20 protein-coding genes are annotated in these 19547 nt (G+C 47.9%); 10 read left to right on the plus strand and 10 right to left on the minus strand.

The window, feature by feature from the left end; translation table 11 throughout:
- Positions 1-6 precede the first annotated feature (6 nt).
- From HZ996_11295 to HZ996_11315, 5 genes are all read right to left on the minus strand, one after another.
- A complete protein-coding gene (locus HZ996_11295; GenBank protein ID QTN39700.1) occupies positions 7-1248 on the minus strand; it encodes a porin in 1242 nt (413 codons plus the stop codon).
- 134 nt (positions 1249-1382) lie between these two features.
- Positions 1383-1793, minus strand: a complete 411-nt coding sequence (locus HZ996_11300) for an IS1 family transposase (GenBank protein QTN39701.1) — start codon at positions 1791-1793, stop codon at positions 1383-1385.
- 114 nt (positions 1794-1907) lie between these two features.
- Entirely contained in the window at positions 1908-2357 is a 450-nt protein-coding gene (locus tag HZ996_11305; GenBank protein ID QTN39702.1) for a 50S ribosomal protein L9, read from the minus strand.
- 8 nt (positions 2358-2365) lie between these two features.
- Complete coding sequence (locus tag HZ996_11310; protein ID QTN40046.1) at positions 2366-2656, minus strand: 30S ribosomal protein S18; 291 nt, start codon at positions 2654-2656, stop codon at positions 2366-2368.
- A gap of 17 nt (positions 2657-2673) precedes the next feature.
- Positions 2674-3024: a 30S ribosomal protein S6 gene (locus tag HZ996_11315; protein ID QTN39703.1), complete on the minus strand. Its 351-nt coding sequence runs from the start codon at positions 3022-3024 to the stop codon at positions 2674-2676.
- Positions 3025-3192: 168 nt separating this feature from the next.
- Here HZ996_11315 and HZ996_11320 point away from each other — a divergent pair, with 168 nt between their 5' ends.
- From HZ996_11320 to HZ996_11350, 7 genes are all read left to right on the plus strand, one after another.
- Entirely contained in the window at positions 3193-5034 is a 1842-nt protein-coding gene (locus tag HZ996_11320) for a DNA polymerase III subunit gamma/tau (GenBank protein ID QTN39704.1), read from the plus strand.
- A gap of 108 nt (positions 5035-5142) precedes the next feature.
- Positions 5143-6381 carry an NADP-dependent isocitrate dehydrogenase gene (locus HZ996_11325; protein QTN39705.1) on the plus strand — a complete coding sequence of 413 codons (1239 nt, stop codon included), beginning with the start codon at positions 5143-5145 and terminating at the stop codon, positions 6379-6381.
- A gap of 126 nt (positions 6382-6507) precedes the next feature.
- Positions 6508-9759, plus strand: coding sequence for a glycosyl hydrolase (locus HZ996_11330; GenBank protein QTN39706.1), 3252 nt, complete (start codon positions 6508-6510; stop codon positions 9757-9759).
- 56 nt (positions 9760-9815) lie between these two features.
- Positions 9816-10421: a hypothetical protein gene (locus tag HZ996_11335; GenBank protein QTN39707.1), complete on the plus strand. Its 606-nt coding sequence runs from the start codon at positions 9816-9818 to the stop codon at positions 10419-10421.
- Positions 10421-11122, plus strand: coding sequence for a 16S rRNA (uracil(1498)-N(3))-methyltransferase (locus HZ996_11340; GenBank protein QTN39708.1), 702 nt, complete (start codon positions 10421-10423; stop codon positions 11120-11122). Before HZ996_11335 ends, HZ996_11340 begins: the two co-directional genes overlap by 1 nt.
- 19 nt (positions 11123-11141) lie before the next feature.
- Positions 11142-11801 (plus strand): DUF4159 domain-containing protein, encoded by a 660-nt coding sequence (locus tag HZ996_11345; GenBank protein ID QTN39709.1) that lies wholly within the window; start codon positions 11142-11144, stop codon positions 11799-11801.
- Between the two features lies 1 nt (position 11802).
- Positions 11803-12897: an AI-2E family transporter gene (locus tag HZ996_11350; protein ID QTN39710.1), complete on the plus strand. Its 1095-nt coding sequence runs from the start codon at positions 11803-11805 to the stop codon at positions 12895-12897.
- A gap of 1 nt (position 12898) precedes the next feature.
- Here the strand turns inward: HZ996_11350 and HZ996_11355 are convergent, their stop codons facing one another.
- The 3 genes from HZ996_11355 to bcp form a co-directional block, all read right to left on the minus strand.
- A complete protein-coding gene (locus tag HZ996_11355) occupies positions 12899-13915 on the minus strand; it encodes a tetratricopeptide repeat protein (GenBank protein ID QTN39711.1) in 1017 nt (338 codons plus the stop codon).
- Positions 13912-14916 carry a recombinase RecA gene (gene recA, locus HZ996_11360; GenBank protein QTN39712.1) on the minus strand — a complete coding sequence of 335 codons (1005 nt, stop codon included), beginning with the start codon at positions 14914-14916 and terminating at the stop codon, positions 13912-13914. The genes HZ996_11355 and recA overlap by 4 nt, the downstream gene beginning before the upstream one ends.
- Positions 14917-15016: 100 nt before the next feature.
- Positions 15017-15481, minus strand: a complete 465-nt coding sequence (gene bcp, locus HZ996_11365) for a thioredoxin-dependent thiol peroxidase (GenBank protein ID QTN39713.1) — start codon at positions 15479-15481, stop codon at positions 15017-15019.
- A gap of 107 nt (positions 15482-15588) precedes the next feature.
- On the opposite strand from bcp, the gene HZ996_11370 reads away from it, so the two are divergent.
- From HZ996_11370 to HZ996_11380, 3 genes are read left to right on the plus strand one after another with little or no spacing between them, the layout of a single operon-like run.
- Positions 15589-16128, plus strand: coding sequence for a heme NO-binding domain-containing protein (locus tag HZ996_11370; GenBank protein ID QTN39714.1), 540 nt, complete (start codon positions 15589-15591; stop codon positions 16126-16128).
- On the plus strand, positions 16125-17855 hold the full coding sequence (locus HZ996_11375; protein ID QTN39715.1) for a response regulator: 1731 nt from the start codon (positions 16125-16127) through the stop codon (positions 17853-17855). The genes HZ996_11370 and HZ996_11375 overlap by 4 nt, the downstream gene beginning before the upstream one ends.
- Positions 17842-18492 (plus strand): endonuclease III, encoded by a 651-nt coding sequence (locus HZ996_11380; GenBank protein ID QTN39716.1) that lies wholly within the window; start codon positions 17842-17844, stop codon positions 18490-18492. The genes HZ996_11375 and HZ996_11380 overlap by 14 nt, the downstream gene beginning before the upstream one ends.
- Positions 18493-18541: 49 nt before the next feature.
- On the opposite strand, the gene HZ996_11385 is transcribed toward HZ996_11380, so the two are convergent.
- The gene (locus tag HZ996_11385; protein ID QTN39717.1) at positions 18542-18781 is read right to left on the minus strand and encodes a hypothetical protein; all 240 of its coding nucleotides are present in this window, start codon (positions 18779-18781) and stop codon (positions 18542-18544) included.
- Positions 18782-18899: 118 nt separating this feature from the next.
- A complete protein-coding gene (locus tag HZ996_11390; protein ID QTN39718.1) occupies positions 18900-19487 on the minus strand; it encodes a sigma-70 family RNA polymerase sigma factor in 588 nt (195 codons plus the stop codon).
- Positions 19488-19547: the final 60 nt, after the last annotated feature.

Consider the following 19547-nt stretch of genomic DNA (forward strand, 5'->3'; position numbering starts at 1 on the left):
TTGATTTTATAAGAAGATCATGGCTTGCATTACCCACTGACTGGTGTTCTCACCGGCAACAGGTGAAGCATTTCGGTACTCCAGTGAAACTTTAGCATTGTGTCCGCTGATGAAGTAGTTGGCTCCCAATCCCATATGGTTGTAGTTACCGTCAAGAGCATCCACTCCGCGAGACAAATACGTGACATAAGGCTGCCAACGACCAATCTTGGTAAAAGCAGGAAGGAGAAGACCGACCTGACCATAGAAACCGTTACCCGAAGCGATGACTTGGCTAGAGCCGGCCAATTGATAATTGGGACCATAGTCCATAAGGTAATAGGCCGCTAGGGCCGAAATCGCCATTTCATTTCCTATAGGCGCATCGTAGAAGGCGTCGAATCCAAAGTGGCTCACATTGTGGCCAATGGTATCGCCCATCGCATCTTGAGTCACACTTCCGTTGGTGTGGGTGTAGAATCCAGCTCCGATGTTGAAGACCGTCTTTTTCCCAAGGTAGGTACCCACTAGGTAGGGAAGCTTATTCGATTCTTGATCCAAGAATTGATACATGAAATATCCTTGATAGATATTCCCGGCATCCTTACCTCCGAAAAGTGCAGCTCCTCTGTATACCGCCTGATCGCCGGTAATGGCCAAACCAGCCTGCTGGTCTAAGCTATTGACCGCGGCCTTATTCCAAGCCACTCGATAATCGAGCTTGCCTACTTTACCTTTGGCGTATACCCCGAGGTGACGGGCAAACTGATCCGTCGTTCCAATCGTTGCCCAAGCCATCCGCGTATTGTCCAGCGGCATGATGTTCAGGGTACTCTGGTTGGTCAATCGGCTAATTCCGTTCCAATAATGGAGACCAGAACCCAGGTAGATATTGTCGGTCACTTTGAATTCCACCCAAGCATCGTGCATAAACAGCTGCGCTTGAGAACTGAATCCAACGGGATCCAATCCAGCAGGAGTTAAGTTATTCAGTCCAAAGTGGGTCAGAATCAAAAAACGATCGCTCAGTTGTGCGAACATGAGCAATCGCGAACGGCGCAGCCGCGGTGTAATTTGAAATTCGTCGTTGGAGTTCTGGGCCCCGGTTAGCCAAGCTTGGTGCCAAGTGATGAGTCTAAAGTACTTTTGACCATCATCGCTCAAGTCGACCTTAAGACCGCTTCCGTATTCGGTTGGGACATTTTGTGCGGAGGACGTGTAGTGTAGACATAGGCCGACCACCGCGAAGAGTAGCATCGCTTTTCTCATAGTTAAAGGTTTAGAGTTGGTGGACTTCGGCCGAAATCTCAGGATCGAAACTCACTGAAAACCTAGAGAAAAACGAATATGATATATACAAATGCTAATTTGCTATATCTTTTGCGCCTCACGGCGCGATGGGACTAGCGGAAACGCTCCCATTTAATGAGCATAAATTTATCGCCGAGCTCTGTTACGATCATCCCAGCTCCGGATATATTGTCTCGATCCCGATAAAAATCCATCAATTCATCGTGGGTCAAGATTTTATAGGTAGGATGATAATCACCAGTGGTCGGGCGCTTGATCTTATGGGCCCGTACCCAGTTCATGACACTGACATGACTGACGCCCAAAAGTCGTTCAATTTCTCGGAAGCTGACCCCCTCAACGTAGAGCTGTAGCGCTTTAACGACATAATAGTCATCGATCTTCTTACCCAACTTACTCACCGTGAAGTGGTAACCACAATTCTTACAGCGGAATCGTTGTCGCCCGCCGACGACACCACTTTTTACATTGCGCTCACTTTGACAACGGGGGCAGATTTTCATGGTTTTAAGTGTCCCGAGGACACCTGTATATATTTATTTAGCATAAATATAGAAAATTAGCCATAAAAAAACCCCGCACAAGGCGGGGCTTTCTATTCGGATGAGGTATATACCTTATTCTCCAGCCACTTCGAAGCTAACGTTCGCGCGTACTTCGCGGTGCAAGCGGATTACCGCTTCGTAGTTACCAAGTGCTTTTGCAGCACCACCGGTGATCGCAATGTACTTGCGGTCGATGTTGTGCCCCATCTCTTCCAATTTGGCAGAGAGGTCTGAAGCGGTAACAGAACCAAACAACTTGGTTCCACCTTTGGCTACTTTTGCTTTCATTACGATTTCAGCTTCCGCCAATGCAGCAGCAGTCTTGTTCGCGTCTTCAATCAACTTCGCTTCTTTATGAGCGCGCTGACGAAGCGTTTCTTCCAACATTTTGACTGCAGAAGGAGTCGCCATAATACCGATCCCTTGTGGAATCAAGTAGTTACGAGCGTATCCTGGCTTAACTGTTACGATATCGTCTTTGAACCCTAGGTTCTCAACGTCTTGTTTCAGAATGATATCCATGGTGCTCCTTATTTAAGCATGTCACCCACGTATGGCATCAGTGCTAAGTGACGAGCACGTTTGATAGCCGTGGCAACTTTACGTTGATACTTCAATGAGGTACCGGTCAATCGGCGAGGCAAGATTTTTCCTTGCTCGTTCACCAACTTCAACAAGAAATCTGGATCCTTGTAGTCGATGAATTTGATGCCTGCTTTTTTGAAGCGGCAGTATTTTTCTTTTTTACCGGTGTCGATACTTAGAGGCGTCAAGTAACGAATGTCTCCTTGACCTCCGCCCTTCGATTGGGCTTCTTTCATCAATCCTTCAGCCATGATTATGCCTCCTGTTTTTTGTTCGACAAACGCTTACGACGCTTTTCAGCGTACTCTACGTGGTACTTGTCCATACGTACGGTCAAGAAACGCATGATGCGCTCATCACGGCGCAATTCGGTTTCAATACCGTCAATAAGGGTACCAGGTGCTTTGAATTCGAAAAGGTGGTAGAATCCACTTTTCTTCTTTTGGATGGGATAGGCCAACTTGCGCAGCCCCCAGTCTTCCACGGATACAAACTCAGCGCCTCCGGCTTTGAGTAAATCCTGGAATTTCTTTACCGTCTCCTTTATCTGGTCTTCAGATAAAACGGGATGTAAGATGAAGACGGTCTCGTACTGATTCGACATCTCAGAATCGTTTAATTGATAATCAATGAATTAACTAGTCCGTAAAAACGGACGGCAAAGATAAAAAATACCCTTCACCCGAACAACCACGTGCGAGTCTTTATATTCTGTTCATAACTCCTGTGTTTTGGGGAAGTGGAAAAAGAAACGCCCTTCTATATTTGTCCTATGGAGAATTTCATTGTTTCAGCGCGGAAATACCGTCCGCAGAATTTTGAGAGCGTGGTGGGCCAACAGTCCATTACACGCACCCTCCAAAATGCCATTAAAAGCAACCACCTCGCGCAAGCCCTCTTGTTTTGTGGCCCTCGAGGAGTGGGAAAAACCACCTGTGCGCGAATTCTGGCTAAAGCCATTAACCTGGACGATGCCGGAGTTGAGTTGACGGGTGGAGACGATGATTTCTCCTTCAACATTTTTGAACTGGATGCCGCATCGAATAACTCGGTAGACGACATTCGAAACCTCATCGACCAAGTACGCTTTGCTCCCCAACGCGGGAAATTCAAAGTCTACATCATCGATGAGGTCCACATGCTCAGCCAAGCGGCCTTCAACGCTTTTCTGAAAACGTTGGAAGAGCCACCCGCTCACGCCATCTTCATTTTGGCCACCACGGAGAAGCACAAGATCATTCCAACCATCTTGAGCCGATGCCAAATCTTTGACTTCAACCGCATTGGAGTGGAAGACATTGTGGGGCACCTTCAATACGTTGCCGAGCAAGAAGGTGTGCAAGCGGAACAAGACGCTCTGCACATCATTGCCCAAAAGGCGGATGGTGCCATGAGAGATGCCCTTTCCATCTTTGATCGGATGGTGAGCTTCTCCGGAAACGAATTGACCTATCAAGCGGTCATCGACAACCTCAACATCCTAGACTACGAGTACTATTTCAAGCTCGTGGATCACCTCTTGGCGCAGGACATCAGTTCTAGCCTGTTGTTGTTTGACGAAATTTTACAGCGTGGATTTGACGGACATCACTTCATCGGTGGTTTGGCAGAGCATCTGCGGAACCTACTGGTCTGCCAAGACGAAGTAACCCTTCAGCTTCTTCAAGTGGGTGAACGCATCAAGGCGCGGTACCGAGAGCAATCCCAGTCTTGTTCCATGGTTTGGCTGGTCCGAGCCCTTGAACTGACCAATGGCGCGGATGTCAAGTACAAGACCAGCAACAACCAACGCCTCTTGGTCGAGATTACGCTGATGCAATTGAGCTCCCTGGATGCGGAGGTAAAAAAAAAAGTAGTTGAAGAAGCGGGAATCCTCGCTCCTGCTCAGGCCAAAACGCGCTATCAGAGCAGCGCCTCCACTCCACCTCAAGCGGAATCTCAAGAAAGCCCAGCTCCAGTTCAAACTGCAGCGCCGGCTTCCAAGCCCGCGCCCACTCCAACTCCCGAACCTACGCCCGTTCCGGAACCTGCTCCCGTTGCCGTGACTCCTCCTGAGCCCGAGGTGGAAAAGGCGTCAACTCCTGAACCGGTGGCGAATGCTCCGGTGACGGTACCATCGGCCCGTAGGGCCACAGCCAAAAGAGGACGCGGCGCAACCATTTCCATCAATGACCTGATGGATGAGCAGGAGAAAAAAGCTCAGGAAAAGCCTGTTGTTGAGAGTGATTCTCCGAAAGGACCGGCGGATCCTTTTGATCAGGAGCGCCTTCAGTACTATTGGGACCTCTATTGCGATAAGCTCAAAGAAGAGCAGAAATGGAGCTTGATGAGTACACTGAACAAGCACAAGCCAAATCTTGGTGCCGAGTATCATGTGACCTTTGAAGTGGAGAACAACATCCAGCGGAACGAGATCGAGAAGGAGAAACCCGAGCTCATGGAGTTCCTGCGCACGCGACTCAACAACTTCCACATGCAACTCGAGGTCATTGTGCTGGATCACGAGCAAGTCAAGCAACTCTACACGCCCCAGGAGAAGTTCAAGCACATGGCCGAAAAGAACCCCGCCTTACTCGATTTGCGCCAGCGCCTAGACCTCGACGTCGATTTTTAAGTGTCTTTGTGACCCTTTATGCGCTAGGGTTTTACGGGCATTTTTACCCTTAATTTCTTAAATTCGCGACTCTTCAAAACGAGTTTGACGTTTTAACCTATACCTATTATGAGTTTCGAAAAAATTAAAGTTGCCAATCCTGTGGTCGAAATGGATGGCGATGAAATGACGCGGATCATTTGGCAATTCATCAAGGACAAATTGATCCTTCCTTACCTCGATATCCAACTGGAATACTACGATTTGGGAGTTGAAAAGCGCGACGAAACGGATGATCAAATCACCGTGGACGCTGCTGAAGCTGTCAAAAAGCACAAGGTGGGTATCAAATGTGCGACCATCACACCAGATGAAGCGCGCGTTGAAGAATTTGACCTGAAGAAAATGTGGCGTTCTCCAAACGGAACCATCCGTAACATCATTGGAGGAACCGTTTTCCGCGAGCCGATCATCATGAGCAATGTACCTCGATTGGTTCCAGGATGGACACAGCCCATCTGCATCGGGCGTCACGCTTTCGGCGACCAGTACCGCGCTACAGACACCGTCATTAAAGGACGCGGAAAATTGACCATGAGCTTCATTCCTGAAGGTGGTGGTGAAGAGCAAACTTGGGAAGTGTACAACTTCGAAGGCGATGGTGGCGTTGCCATGAGCATGTACAACACCGACGAATCGATCTACGGATTTGCGCGCAGCTGTATGAATCAAGCCTTGGCTAAGAAGTGGCCGCTGTACTTGAGTACCAAGAACACCATTTTGAAGGCGTACGACGGACGATTCAAGGATATCTTCCAAGAAGTGTTTGACAGCGAGTTCGCTGAGAAGTTCGCCGCTGCTGGGATCACGTACGAGCACCGTTTGATCGACGACATGGTTGCTGCTGCCCTCAAGTGGGAAGGTGGATTTGTTTGGGCGTGTAAGAACTACGACGGAGACGTTCAGTCCGATACCGTTGCTCAAGGATTCGGTTCCTTAGGCTTGATGACCTCTACCCTTTTAACTCCAGATGGAGAAGTAATGGAGGCAGAAGCGGCTCACGGGACGGTAACCCGTCACTACCGTCAGCACCAACAAGGAAAGAAAACCTCGACCAACCCGATTGCCTCTATTTTCGCTTGGACGCGAGGACTGGCACACCGTGGGAAACTCGACGGCAATCAAGCCTTGATCGATTTCGCCAATTCACTGGAAGCGGTATGTATCGAGACCGTTGAAAGCGGGCGCATGACCAAAGACCTCGCCCTCTTGATTCACGGTAAAGACATGACCGACGAGCACTGGCTCACAACAGAGGAATTCTTGGCTGCCCTCGACGAAGGCTTGCAAGCCAAGTTGGGTGCCTAACGGCACGATAAAACTCATCGAAGCCCTGCCTTATGGCGGGGCTTTTTTATTTGACCCATTGCGGTCCCCTCCTCCGTAGTGCATGGCGCCTTTTTTAGTATTTTGGGCTTCCTGAAAATTCGACTGATGAAAAAATACTACACTTTACTACTCGCTTTTTGTACCCTACTTGCCTCAGCACAATCCGATGATGGCTATTGGCTGAAGTCGGGTGACTTAGGCACCTTCTCTTTTCGAAACCTCGGACCTGCACTGACCTCTGGTCGTATTGCAGACTTCGCCGTCAATCCTGAAGATCGAGCCGAATACTACGTGGCTGTGGCTTCCGGAGGAGTTTGGAAAACAACGAATGCCGGGTCGACGTACAAGCCCATATTCGACAGCCAAGGCTCCTATTCCATCGGCTGTGTCACCATGGATCCGAACAACTCCAATGTTATTTGGGTGGGAACCGGTGAAAACAACAACCAACGCTCTGTCGCATACGGTGACGGTGTGTACAGAAGCCGCGATGGCGGAAAGTCCTGGAAGAACATGGGACTGAAGACCTCCGAGCACATCGGGATGATCACCGTGGACCCACGCAACAGCAATGTGGTCTACGTGGCCGCCTACGGACCACTATGGAGTGCCGGTGGCGAGCGCGGAGTGTACAAGACCACCGACGGTGGTGAGAACTGGGAGCTCATTTTGGAAGTTTCTGAGCACACCGGCTTCAATGAAATTCACCTAGATCCGCGCAATCCGGATATTCTTTACGCTACTGCGCACCAAAGACGACGTCATGTCTGGACGTATATCTCCGGTGGACCGGAATCGGCTATCTACAAATCCGAAGACGGTGGAGCGAACTGGCGCAAGCTAAAGTCCGGGCTTCCATCTGGCGATGTCGGTCGAATTGGAATGGCGGTGAGTCCTGCGGATCCGGACGTGCTTTACGCCATCATTGAAGCTGCATCTGAATCAGGAGGTTTTTTCCGCTCAACGGACCGCGGTGAGAGCTGGAGCAAGATGAACTCCTTAAGTACCAGCGGAAACTACTACCAAGAGCTCGTACCTCATCCCAATGATGTGAACACGGTTTATGTCATGAACACCTACGGGTATGTGACCCGCGATGGCGGAGCCAACTTTGACGATACCGGAGAGCGAAACAAGCACGTAGACAACCACTGCCTGTGGATTGATCCGAATGACGAAGACTATTTACTCGCCGGTTGTGACGGTGGGGTATACGAGAGTTTTGACCGTGCGGCGACCTGGAAGTACCATCCAAACCTACCCGTAACTCAGTTCTACAAGGTGAGCTTGGACCGCGCAAAACCCTTCTACAACGTGTACGGTGGAACCCAAGATAACTTCAGCATGGGCGGCCCTTCACAGACCATCGACGACGCGGGTATTCCCAACGAAAAGTGGTTCCTCACCAAGGGAGGAGATGGGTTTGAAACCCAAGTCGACCCCACTGATCCCAACATCATTTACGCTCAGAGCCAATATGGTTTCTTGGTACGTTATGATCGTCAATCTGGAGAGCGCGTGGACATCAAGCCCATGCCCAAACCGGGTGAAGATGCCCTCGTATACAACTGGGATGCTCCACTCATCATCAGCCCACACAGCCACACTCGACTTTACTTTGGGGCAAACCGCCTTTATAAAAGCGACGACCGCGGACAGAGTTGGGAAGCCATTAGCGAAGATATGACGCGCGGATTAGACCGAAACGCACTGCCTGTCATGGACCGCGTTTGGAGTGTGGATGCCGTGATGAAAAACAAAAGCACCAGTATTTATGGGGCCTTGGTGGCCCTGCATGAAAGTGCCGTCAAGCCAGGTCTGCTTTACGCCGGATCCGATGATGGTCTCATCCACGTTACTGACAACGACGGCGGCGAGTGGAAAACCTATGATGATTTCCCCGGAGTTCCAGAGCGCACCTATGTCAATTATCTGTTGGCCTCTCAGCACGATGAGGGAACGGTTTACGCCGTCTTCAACAACCACAAGAACGGAGACTTCAAGCCTTATATCTTGAAATCCACGAATAAAGGCGCAAGCTGGAGTTCTATTGCATCAAATCTGCCGGAGCGCGGTTCCGTTTACTGTATTGCCGAAGATCATGAGAACCCCAACATCCTGTTCTGCGGAACGGAGTTTGGTGCCTTTGTCAGTATAGATGGCGGAGACCACTGGGTTCAGCTAAAGTCGGGATTGCCTACGATTGCCGTTCGAGACATGGAGATTCAGCCCGAGCACAACGACTTGGTCCTTGCGAGTTTTGGTCGAGGGTTTTATGTGCTAGACGATTACTCCCCTCTTCGCGAAATGAGCGACGAATTGATGGAAAATGAAGCGCATATCTTCGAGATCCCCGATGCGCTGATGTATCGTGAAGCATCGCCGAACATTTATGGCAAAAACGGCTTCAAGGGCGAGACCTATTGGTCCGCTGAGAACCCTTCCTTTGGGGCCACCATTACCTATTATCTGAAGGAGAGCTTATCCACCCGTAAGGGTGCTCGAAAAAAAGCTGAAGCGAAATTGGCCAAGAACGGGAACGACACCCCCTATCCGAGCTATGAAGAACTCCTTGCAGAGGATACTGAAGAAAAGCCCTACGTCTATTTCGACATCACCGATGCCGATGGAAATCTGGTGCGCCGGATGAAGGCCTCAGCCAGCAAGGGTATTCACCAAATCACCTGGGATTTTGAGTATCAGAGCTTAGATCCGATCTCAACCAAGGCGAAGAATGTATTTTACGACGCTGGAGGAAGTTTCCCGGCCGTTCCGGGAACCTATTACATCAGTCTTCACCAGGTGGATACTTCTGGAATACGTACCCTTGTTGAAGCTCAGGAATTCAATTGTGTCCCTCTGAATAATGTGTCCCTTCCTGCCTCGGATGAAGCGGCTCTATTGGCCTTTTTCAATGATTTGCGAGATCTGAATCGAATTGTATATGGTGCTCGTGATGCTCGTTCAGAATTGGTTTCGCAGTGGGCGCACCTCAGGGGACTGATGCAACAAACGAACGCCTTTAATAGCACCAATGCGGCGGCAATGAATGATCTCAAAGACCGATTGCATCAATTGAAGATCACCTTGGACGGTGATGCAACATTGAGCAGTCGAGAGTTTGCCACCGTACCGAGCATCAGCAATCGATTGGGCATGACGGCTTACTACGCGTGGAGTGTGCGTTCCGAGCCGACCGAACAGCAGCTGGAAAATGCCGCTTACATTCGCGAAGCCATTGGGCCGGTCTTGGATGAATTACGAAGCATTGATGGAGCATTGACAGAACTATACAGCCAAATGGACGGGACTGGATTGCCCTATTTGCCTGGTCAAATTCCTTCATTGGACGATTGAGACGAAGTAGACCCATACGACGACTAAGGGCCATATTGAGGGAGCCTTACACCCTCATGCTCTCTACGACCTTATTTGGCCTTTTCGCTATGGCGGTTGCCGATCATACGCAGGCGGAGAACTGGGTGTTCAGTGGCATTTTGTTGGTCATTCTTTTGACCGCTGTATACAGCCTTGATCCCGATCATCCCCAAGGCAGATGGTGGATCGCCTTAGGCTTGAGTGCAGCCGTGGCACAGGTGACCACTTTTTTTGTGCTACCTCCACGTTTAAGGATCATTCTGGGTTTTGTGGTCATTATCTTCTTCGGATTGCTCACAGTTCGCATGATGATGCAAATTGCGAGATCCAAACGGGTCAATCTTCATGTCATCTTGGGGGCTATTAGTGTTTATCTGCTGGTAGGAATGTCCGCTGGGCTCGTTTTTATCGCCGTGGAGTCCTTTAACCCTGAAGCACTCTACTTCGCCTATACGGGAGATCCGAACCTGCACGATTTCTTCTATTACTCCTTCGTCACCATGTCGACCCTGGGTTACGGAGACGTCACCCCGAAAGCACCCGTAGCGCAATTCTTAGCCTATACTCTGTCTTTAGTTGGACAGGTGTATATGACCGTTTTGGTAGCTTTCCTTGTCGGAAAATTCATCAGCAAGCAGTAATGCCGGAATTCTACGCCCCAGACTTTGATGTCTCCCGTCCGGAACTACCACCGGATGAAAGCAAGCACGCCGTCCGAGTCCTTAGGTTAAGCGAAGGAGACCAAGTAGAAGTTGTCAATGGCAGAGGTCAGCGCTTTCAGTGCATCATTAGCACTGCCGACCCGAAAGGAACAACCCTGGAAGTTCAAGACACATTTGAAGAAGCTCCGCGCGCCATCACTTTTCACCTCGCCATAGCCCCGACCAAGAATCGGGATCGAATCGAATGGCTGGTTGAAAAAGCGGTTGAACTCGGCGTGGAACGCATTACTTTACTCGAAGGAGACCACAGTGAAAGAGCAAAGGTCAACTTTGATCGACTTGAGCGCATCATGGTTTCCGCGATGAAACAAAGCAAGCGAAGTTGGCTTCCCGAACTCAAAGGTCTGATTAAAACTTCGAGTTTCTGGCCGAACGTACAGGAAGAAGAAAAGTACATTGCACATTGCGAAAAGCGAGATAAGGTTTCGATCCAATCCATCACCGGAAATTCTTGTGTCATCGCCATAGGTCCAGAGGGAGATTTTTCCTCATCCGAAATAGAACTCGCTCAATCTCATGGATGGATGGGACTCGATTTAGGCGATATGCGGCTTCGTACGGAGACGGCAGGCCTACTTTCTTGCTCAGTCTTGGCACTTAAGTCTATGGAATTGCGTTAAGGTTCCATACGTTTGCGCTATGAAGAAATCCATCTTTTTCATCTTATTCTTAGGCACTTTAGGACTCCATGCCCAGAGCTTCAAGTTGGCCGTGGCTAAATACCGTGGAGGCGGTGATTGGTATTCGAATCCAAGCAGCATCACAAACCTTATTTCTTATTGTAATGATCAACTCGGAACGGATATAGATCCCGACTACGATATCGTTGAAGTGGGTAGTCCTGAACTGTACAATTACCCCTTTGTGCATATGACGGGGCATGGCAATGTCGTCTTTGATGCTCAAGAAGCAGAGAACATTCGCCAATACCTGATTGCCGGTGGATTTCTCCATATTGATGATAACTACGGAATGGACCCCTATATCCGTCCGGAGTTGAAAAAGGTCTTTCCCGAGTTAGAATTGGTTGAGCTTCCCTTTGATCACCCCATTTACCACAGTCGTTTCAACTTCGATAATGGACTTCCCAAGGTGCACGAGCACGATGACCTTCCACCCCAGGGTTTAGGCCTTATTTACGAAGGTCGACTAGTGGTCTTCTACTCCTATGAAAGTGATCTCGGCGACGGGTGGGAAGACGCCGAAGTTCATAACGACAGTCCCCAAATTCGTGAGCAAGCACTTCAAATGGGAGCTAACTTGATCCAATTCGTATTTTTAGGCGAAGAAAACCCATAGCATGAATCAACGCACACGGCAAATCATCGGTGGAATTAGTGTTATCCTATTCATGATCCTCCTTTGGTATGTGCGTTCCCTTGTAGTCTATTTTATCTGCAGCGCCGTACTCGCTTTAGTCGGGAGACCGCTCATGAATCTTTTCCATAAAATTCAAATTAAGGGAAAACACATCCCTTCTTGGCTGAGAGCGTTGATGGTCTTGGCCACCTTTATCGTTTTTCTCGTAGGCCTTTTTAGCCTGCTGACCCCACTGATTGCTCAAGGCGTGGAGATCATATCCAATATCGAAGTCAAAAAAGTTTGGGAAGGGTTGGAGCCCTTACGGGCCGATGCGGTAGCTTTCTTGGAGCGCTATAACCTCGAGGCGGAAGCGCTCAACAATCGCGCAGCGCTTGAAGCTCCATTATCCGAGCTCCTACAGGTTACCGACATATCTTCATTCATGGGTGGAATTCTAGGAACCTTTAGTGGGATTGTCGTGGCCATTTTCTCCATCTCCTTCATTACATTTTTCCTCTTGAAGGACGATTACATCCTTACCCAGATGGTTTACTCTCTGACTCCCGAAAAGCACATGGAGTCCATGAAGCGCGTACTCTCTAACTCTCAGCGCCTCTTGTCTCGCTATTTCATTGGGCTTTTGATTCAGATAAGTGTGGTCACTTTATTGTTGACGATTGGCCTTTCCATATTTGGTGTCAAATATGCCTTGACTATTGGCTTCTTCGCCGGAATTTTCAACCTCATCCCGTATATCGGGCCCATTATCGGAGGAACCTTTGCCTTATTGATCAGCCTCTTGCTGAATGTCGAACTTGGTTTTGCTGATAATACCGGCATACTAGCCGCTCAGGTCCTCGGAACGTTCATCGCCGTGCAGCTTTTTGACAACATTGTTTCTCAGCCCGTAATTTTCAGCAATTCTGTTTTAGCCCACCCCCTAGAGATCTTTTTGGTGATTTCTGTGGCCGGAACCATTGGCGGAGTTGTCGGAATGATCATTGCCATTCCACTGTACACACTTATTCGGATTGTCGCGAAAGAATTCTTGACCGGATTTAAAGTCGTTCGCAGTCTGACGACTAAGCTCTAGCTTATTGGCCAACGCTCATGGTCCGCTCTACACGGTCCAAACCTTCTCGAGCAGGCTGATAATCTACTTTCATATTGACAGCGCGCTCATAGTCCTCTTTAGCTCGCTTCACATCACCGAGCATCTCAAAACAGTACGCCCTGCCGTAAAACGCTTGGTAATAGTCATTTTTCGCATTGATAGCATCCGTAAAATGGACCGCTCCCTGATTCCATACACTCAACAAAACGTGTATGTATCCCATGTTGTAATGGCTATTAAAATGCTTAGGGTCTACTTGAACCGCTGAAGAATATGCCTCCAGAGCCCTATTCCATTGCTCTTGAGCTTGATGATACACACCTAGGTTATAATAGATATTGGGCTCATTTGGACGCAGCTCAATGGCCTTTTGGTAATAAACTACAGCTAAGGAATCTCCTTGAGCTGCGTACAGTACTCCGAGTTGCTCATAGGCGTCATAGAATTCCGGATTTGCATCGATGGCTGCCTGAATGAAGGTAGCTGCGTTCGCCGTATCCCCCATCTCTTTGTACACGTTGCCTTTCAAAAACAGTGCGTTAGGGTTTCGTCCTTCAATGAGGAGGACTTCATTTAACCGTTCCAATGCCTCCGAATAACTGCGAACAGCAAAATATAGCTCGGCAAGTTTGAGTCTGCAGGCCACGTTCTCCTCATCAAGTCGTGCACATCGCGTCCAACTGTCTCTTGATTTTCGCGTTTGATTGAGCACGAAATACACATCTCCAAAAGACTCCAGCACATACAAGTCATTTGAATCTAAGCGAATAGCCGTATTAGCAGCTAATTGAGCTGCTTTTAAATCACGGCCTTGAAGTTCCAAAATCGCCAAGCGTGCATAAGCTTGTGCATTGCTTGAGTCTTGAGCAACCAAGGCGCGAACGCTATCTATGGGCGCAGCGACGACGGACTCTTCCGCCTCTTCTACCTTCGGCTCAGAAGAACAAGCCCATACAAGTATGGGCGCTAATAGGATAAGAAGCCGACGCAAAATCATTCAGCTCCATTAATCAGTTCTCGGATTTTACCTTCGATCTCCTCGGAGAGCTCCGGATTGTCCTGAAGAAGATTCTTTACTGCGTCTCTACCTTGTCCGAGTTTGGTGTCGCCATAGGCATACCACGAACCACTCTTTTGTAGGACATTGTGGTCCACACCTAAATCCACGATTTCACCGGATTTAGAGATTCCTTCACCATACATGATATCGAATTCGGCTTGGCGGAAAGGAGGAGCTACCTTATTCTTAACCACTTTAACTCTGGCTCGATTCCCTTTCACACTGTCGGTATCTTTAATTTGACCGATGCGACGGATATCCAAACGTACCGAAGAATAGAACTTAAGAGCATTTCCTCCAGTTGTGGTCTCTGGGTTACCGAACATCACTCCAATCTTTTCACGGAGCTGATTAATGAAGATGCAGCAGCATCCCGTTTTATTAATGGTCCCCGTAAGCTTTCGAAGAGCTTGAGACATCAAGCGCGCCTGAAGCCCCACTTTGGAGTCACCCATTTCACCTTCAATCTCACTTTTAGGTGTTAGTGCTGCAACAGAGTCGATGACAATGATGTCAATAGCTCCTGAACGAATTAGGTTATCCGCAATTTCCAAGGCTTGTTCTCCATTATCTGGTTGCGCGACGTACAGGTTCTCAATGTCGACACCCAATTTCTCCGCATAGAAGCGATCAAAAGCGTGCTCTGCGTCAATGAAAGCCGCAATTCCTCCTTGACGTTGAGCCTCTGCGATGGCGTGCAAAGTGAGTGTTGTCTTACCTGATGATTCCGGTCCGTAGATCTCTACTACACGTCCTCGTGGATACCCTCCAATTCCGAGTGCGATATCAAGGCTCAATGAGCCGGAAGGAATAGCGTCAACATTCTCTACTGCAGAATCACCCATCTTCATGACTGCTCCTTTGCCGTAGGTCTTGTCAAGCTTATCCATTGTGAGCCTGAGCGCCTTTAATTTCGCTGCTTTTTCTTTTTCATCCATAGTCGTACTATCCTAATTCAGTTCCTTCAATTCGAACCAAATATAGACCTTGTCGAGGCCATCGACAACGCGTTTGTATGTCCTTTTATGAATTATTTATTCACGAAGCATAAGACTCCAGAATCTGCTCCGCATGTGCCTTGGTTTTCACTTTGTCAAAGACGCGTTCAATAACTCCTGATTCGTCAATCACAAAGGTCTTGCGAATGATCCCTTCGTATTCATGCCCCATGAATTTCTTGAGGCCCCAGGCTCCATATGCGTTGATAACCTCTTTTTCTGTATCCGCGATTAAGCGAAAAGGTAGATCGTATTTCTCGACGAACTTGGCGTGCTTCTTCTCATTGTCGGCACTTACTCCTATCACTTCAAAACCCTTTTCTTTGAGTTCAGAATAATAGTCTCGCAAGCTGCAGGCCTCTGCTGTACAGCCAGGCGTATCATCCTTGGGATAGAAATAGAGGATCACTTTTTTACCACTCAAATCGGCAAGACTAACAGAGGCTCCATTTTGGTCTACTCCATTAAATTCCGGGGCCGCCGTACCTTCTTTCAATTCACTCATGACTAATATTTTGAATAATGACAAGGGCAATGCATTAATGTTCGCGTGCTGTGGGGAATAATCCTTTGGTTTAATTTTTCCTAATTTAACATCAAATACACAAGGTCATGAAAGGTATAGTGTTCTCAGAGTTTATGGAGTTGGTCGAAGAGAAATTCGGCCTAGAAACGGTAGATCATCTCATTGAGACTACAGAATTGGCCAGCGGAGGAGCCTACACAGCGGTGGGGACGTATCCGCATTCCGAGATGGTTTCTTTAGTTGTCGCCCTAAGTCAAAAATCCGGAATTCCTGTTCCCGATCTGTTGAAGGTCTTTGGTCATCACCTATTCAACACCTTCAATAAGAATTACTCTGTCTTCTTTGAAGGCGTGGAACATCCCTATGACCTCCTTGAAAAAATTGACAACCACATTCATGTAGAAGTCAAGAAACTCTATCCAGATGCAGAACTTCCTCGTTTCGAAACAGAGCGAAATGGGAAAGAGTTACTCATGACCTATACATCGGAACGAAAGATGTCTGATTTGGCCCTCGGTTTGATTGAAGCAGCTGCCCAGCATTATGAAAGCGATATTAGCATGGAGACCGAGAATCTCACTGAAGACGGTTCTAAAGTTCTGATTCGCTTGACGGACAACGCTTGAGTAAAGAAATTGACATATTAAAAAAGGCTCTGGAGCGAGAACGCAGGGCTAGAAAAGAAGCAGAGAACTTTCTTGAAGAACGATCTCTACAACTCTATCGGACGAATGTTGAATTGACCGAACTCAACAAAAGTCTAGAGGAAAAGGTAGCCTCTCGTACTCAAGAACTCGAGAAACAGCGCAACTTCTACGAAGCAATCCTGAACAACATTCCGGCGGATGTAGTGGTCGCCGATGGTAATCATCGGTATATGTTCATCAACCCAAAGGCAGTAGCGAACAAAGAAGTCCGTGACTGGATGATCGGAAAAGACGACTTCGAGTATGTCGAGTACCGGAATAAGCCTCGCAAAATAGCGGAAGAACGTCGAGAATTCTTCAACAGGGTCAAGTCAGCGCGGAAAACATTGGAATGGACTGAAGAACTTGAAGGTCCTAAAGGAAAAGAGTATCACCTAAGGCGCTGGTATCCCGTTATTGAGGATGACGAAATTGTCATGTATATCGGATATGCCATTGAGATTACCGAGACGGTTGAGTCTAGGCTGGAGCTCATGGATGCGAGGGATATTGCCGAAAAGGCAACGCTAGCTAAAAGCGAATTCCTATCCAAGATGAGTCATGAGATTCGAACTCCATTGAATGCTATCGTTGGCCTTACGGACATTCTCATGCAAGAGGATTTGGAAGAGGAACAAGAACACTACGTTCATTCCATGAAGTACTCGGCGGACAATCTTCTTGGAATCGTCAATGAAATACTGGACTTCAGTAAGATTGAAGCAGGAAAGCTCACCTTTGAGACCATACCGTTCGATCTTCGTCATTCCTTCAAAGGGATTCGACAGACCTTTGAATTCCGCTTGAACGAACTGGGGATTGACTTTATCTCTGAAATCGACGAAGACATTCCGTCCTTGATTAGTGGAGATCGCGTTAAATTGAATCAGATTTTCTTGAATCTAGTCGGAAATGCCGTGAAGTTCACAGAGAGAGGATTCATCCGTACTACTGCCTTTCTAACCAAGGAAGAGAAAGATCGTATTTGGTTAGAGTTCAAGGTTCAAGACAGCGGAATCGGCATTAGTCCAGATAGAATTGACCACGTTTTTGATGGTTTCGAGCAAGAAGGAGTAGACACTACTCGCAAGTATGGAGGAACTGGTTTAGGCTTGACCATCACCAAAAAGTTCATCGAAGGCCAAGGGGGAAGCATTCGGATTGAGAGCGAAAAAGGCAAAGGCTCCACCTTCATTTTTGAAATGCCCTTTGGACGGGTTTCTCAAGATGTGATAGAGGCCTCAGAGCCCGTTTCTATCGAGGCGAAGTTGATTCGTCCTTTCCGTTTGTTGGTGGCTGAAGACAACATCATGAATCAGCTTGTTCTTAAAAAAGTCCTTGAGGCTTGGAACCCTGAGGTTACCATTGTCAGCAATGGTGAGCAAGCCCTGGAAGAGATGAAGTCCAATGACTATGACTTGGTCTTTATGGATATTCAAATGCCTGTAAAAGGAGGTATTGAAACAATACAGGAATGGCGGAAGATTGAGAAGGAAGAGGATCGAAACCACTTGGCTGTCGTCGCTTTAACAGCGGACGCTTTTCAAGAATCCAAACTACAAGCACTGAGTGCAGGGATGGATGACTTCCTTTCTAAACCGATTGATTTGACCGAATTGAGACGAATTATTTCAACCTACATCGGACGTGCTGATGACCAAGGCTGAAAAAGTGAAGTACGTCATGGATGAGCTCGAAAAGCTCTTTCCTGAGACTCCTGTACCCCTAGATCACCAAGACCCCTATACTCTATTGGTCGCTGTATTGTTGAGTGCCCAATGCACCGATGAACGTGTCAATAAGATCACGCCATTGCTCTTTGATCGTGCCGACAACCCCTACGATATGGCCAAGGTCCCTGTAGAGGAAATCAAAGAAATCATACGGCCTTGTGGACTGAGTCCGGCAAAATCGAAAGCCATCAGCGGACTATCTCAAATATTAACCGAGCAGTACCTAGGAGAGGTGCCAGCGGACCTAGAAAAACTAGAAGCCTTGCCCGGAGTGGGCCACAAAACCGCACAAGTAGTTATGGCTCAAAGTTTTGGGGTACCCAGCTTCCCTGTAGACACCCACATACACCGATTGATGTGGAGGTGGGGTTTTTCTAACGGCAAGAGCATCGCACAGACCGAAAAAGATGCCAAGCGACTCTTCCCTAAAGAAAAATGGAACAAGCTTCACTTGCAGATCATATTCTACGGAAGGCAGTACAGCCCTGCGAGGGGATTCAAGCCTGAGCGGGATTACATCACGAGAACAATCGGTCGAAAGGAGTTCCTCAAGAAGAACGGCTACGAATAAAAAAAAGCGGCCACAGTGGGCCGCTTAACTTCTTTACTTCGGATCGAAATTAGTTCAAAATCATTTCCGCATGACGCCCACGAGAAAGCTTGTCCACATGATACGCTTTACTGAATGAAAGGATGTTTTGAACTGTACGCTCTTTTGGGCGTAATTCGATTTCGTTCAACAGAGCTTTACTTTCGTTGATCATTTCCAACTCGTCTCTCAAGTAGGGATCTTGAATGCAGAGCGCTTCTACCTCTTTGCGGTCGCGCTCATTGAGCTCTCCGTACGAATATTGCAGCAAAAAATCGGGAGTAAAAGTTTTGGCCATATAAGGTCTATTGGGTTAAACTTCCCCAAAATAACGGACCTGTGATGCCAATATTTTACGTCACTGAATTTTTTTCGCAATTCCTCGGGAATCACCCCATGGTCATGTTCATATGATGCTCTGCAATCAGCTTTCTCAAGTTGATCAATGCATAGCGCATACGACCAAGGGCGGTGTTAATACTCACATCCGTTTGAGCCGCAATGTCCTTGAAACTCATCTCGGCATAGTGGCGCATAATCAACACCTCTTTTTGCTCAGGGGGAAGTTTCTGGATCAATTTGCGCACGTCTTGAATGATCTGATCTTTGATGATCTGATTCTCCGCGCTCAATCCTGAATCGGCGATGACGTCGAATATGTCGAAGTCTTCCGTGGTCTCCATCATCGGCATCCGCTTGTTGCGTCGGAAATGGTCGATAATGAGGTTGTGCGATATCCGCAACACCCAGGGAAGAAACTTACCTTCCTCGTTGTACTTTCCTTTCTTCAAGGTCTTAATCACCTTGATGAAGGCATCTTGAAATAAATCCTCGGCTAAATCTTGGTCGTGGACCCGAGTCAAAATGTACGCGTAGATACGCTGTCTGTGGCGTACGACCAATTCTTCTAGCGCTTGCTCATTTCCGCCTTGGTACATCTTTACCAATGCAGAATCCTCACACTGCTTCAAGTGCATAGTTTACCTAGTTTTGGTTCTTCTCAAAATCTGCTTCAAAAAGCTCTATCAGCTCCCAAA

Source organism: Cryomorphaceae bacterium (genome assembly GCA_017798125.1).
In the GTDB taxonomy this organism is placed as follows: domain Bacteria; phylum Bacteroidota; class Bacteroidia; order Flavobacteriales; family ECT2AJA-044; genus ECT2AJA-044.

Coding starts and splice junctions, on each gene's coding strand:
- HZ996_11295 (QTN39700.1), bottom strand. CDS start 1,248: ATGAGAAAAGCGATGCTACTCTTCGCGGTGGTCGGCCTATGTCTACAC.
- HZ996_11300 (QTN39701.1), bottom strand. CDS start 1,793: ATGAAAATCTGCCCCCGTTGTCAAAGTGAGCGCAATGTAAAAAGTGGT.
- HZ996_11305 (QTN39702.1), bottom strand. CDS start 2,357: ATGGATATCATTCTGAAACAAGACGTTGAGAACCTAGGGTTCAAAGAC.
- HZ996_11310 (QTN40046.1), bottom strand. CDS start 2,656: ATGAAAGAAGCCCAATCGAAGGGCGGAGGTCAAGGAGACATTCGTTAC.
- HZ996_11315 (QTN39703.1), bottom strand. CDS start 3,024: ATGTCGAATCAGTACGAGACCGTCTTCATCTTACATCCCGTTTTATCT.
- HZ996_11320 (QTN39704.1), top strand. CDS start 3,193: ATGGAGAATTTCATTGTTTCAGCGCGGAAATACCGTCCGCAGAATTTT.
- HZ996_11325 (QTN39705.1), top strand. CDS start 5,143: ATGAGTTTCGAAAAAATTAAAGTTGCCAATCCTGTGGTCGAAATGGAT.
- HZ996_11330 (QTN39706.1), top strand. CDS start 6,508: ATGAAAAAATACTACACTTTACTACTCGCTTTTTGTACCCTACTTGCC.
- HZ996_11335 (QTN39707.1), top strand. CDS start 9,816: ATGCTCTCTACGACCTTATTTGGCCTTTTCGCTATGGCGGTTGCCGAT.
- HZ996_11340 (QTN39708.1), top strand. CDS start 10,421: ATGCCGGAATTCTACGCCCCAGACTTTGATGTCTCCCGTCCGGAACTA.
- HZ996_11345 (QTN39709.1), top strand. CDS start 11,142: ATGAAGAAATCCATCTTTTTCATCTTATTCTTAGGCACTTTAGGACTC.
- HZ996_11350 (QTN39710.1), top strand. CDS start 11,803: ATGAATCAACGCACACGGCAAATCATCGGTGGAATTAGTGTTATCCTA.
- HZ996_11355 (QTN39711.1), bottom strand. CDS start 13,915: ATGATTTTGCGTCGGCTTCTTATCCTATTAGCGCCCATACTTGTATGG.
- recA (QTN39712.1), bottom strand. CDS start 14,916: ATGGATGAAAAAGAAAAAGCAGCGAAATTAAAGGCGCTCAGGCTCACA.
- bcp (QTN39713.1), bottom strand. CDS start 15,481: ATGAGTGAATTGAAAGAAGGTACGGCGGCCCCGGAATTTAATGGAGTA.
- HZ996_11370 (QTN39714.1), top strand. CDS start 15,589: ATGAAAGGTATAGTGTTCTCAGAGTTTATGGAGTTGGTCGAAGAGAAA.
- HZ996_11380 (QTN39716.1), top strand. CDS start 17,842: ATGACCAAGGCTGAAAAAGTGAAGTACGTCATGGATGAGCTCGAAAAG.
- HZ996_11390 (QTN39718.1), bottom strand. CDS start 19,487: ATGCACTTGAAGCAGTGTGAGGATTCTGCATTGGTAAAGATGTACCAA.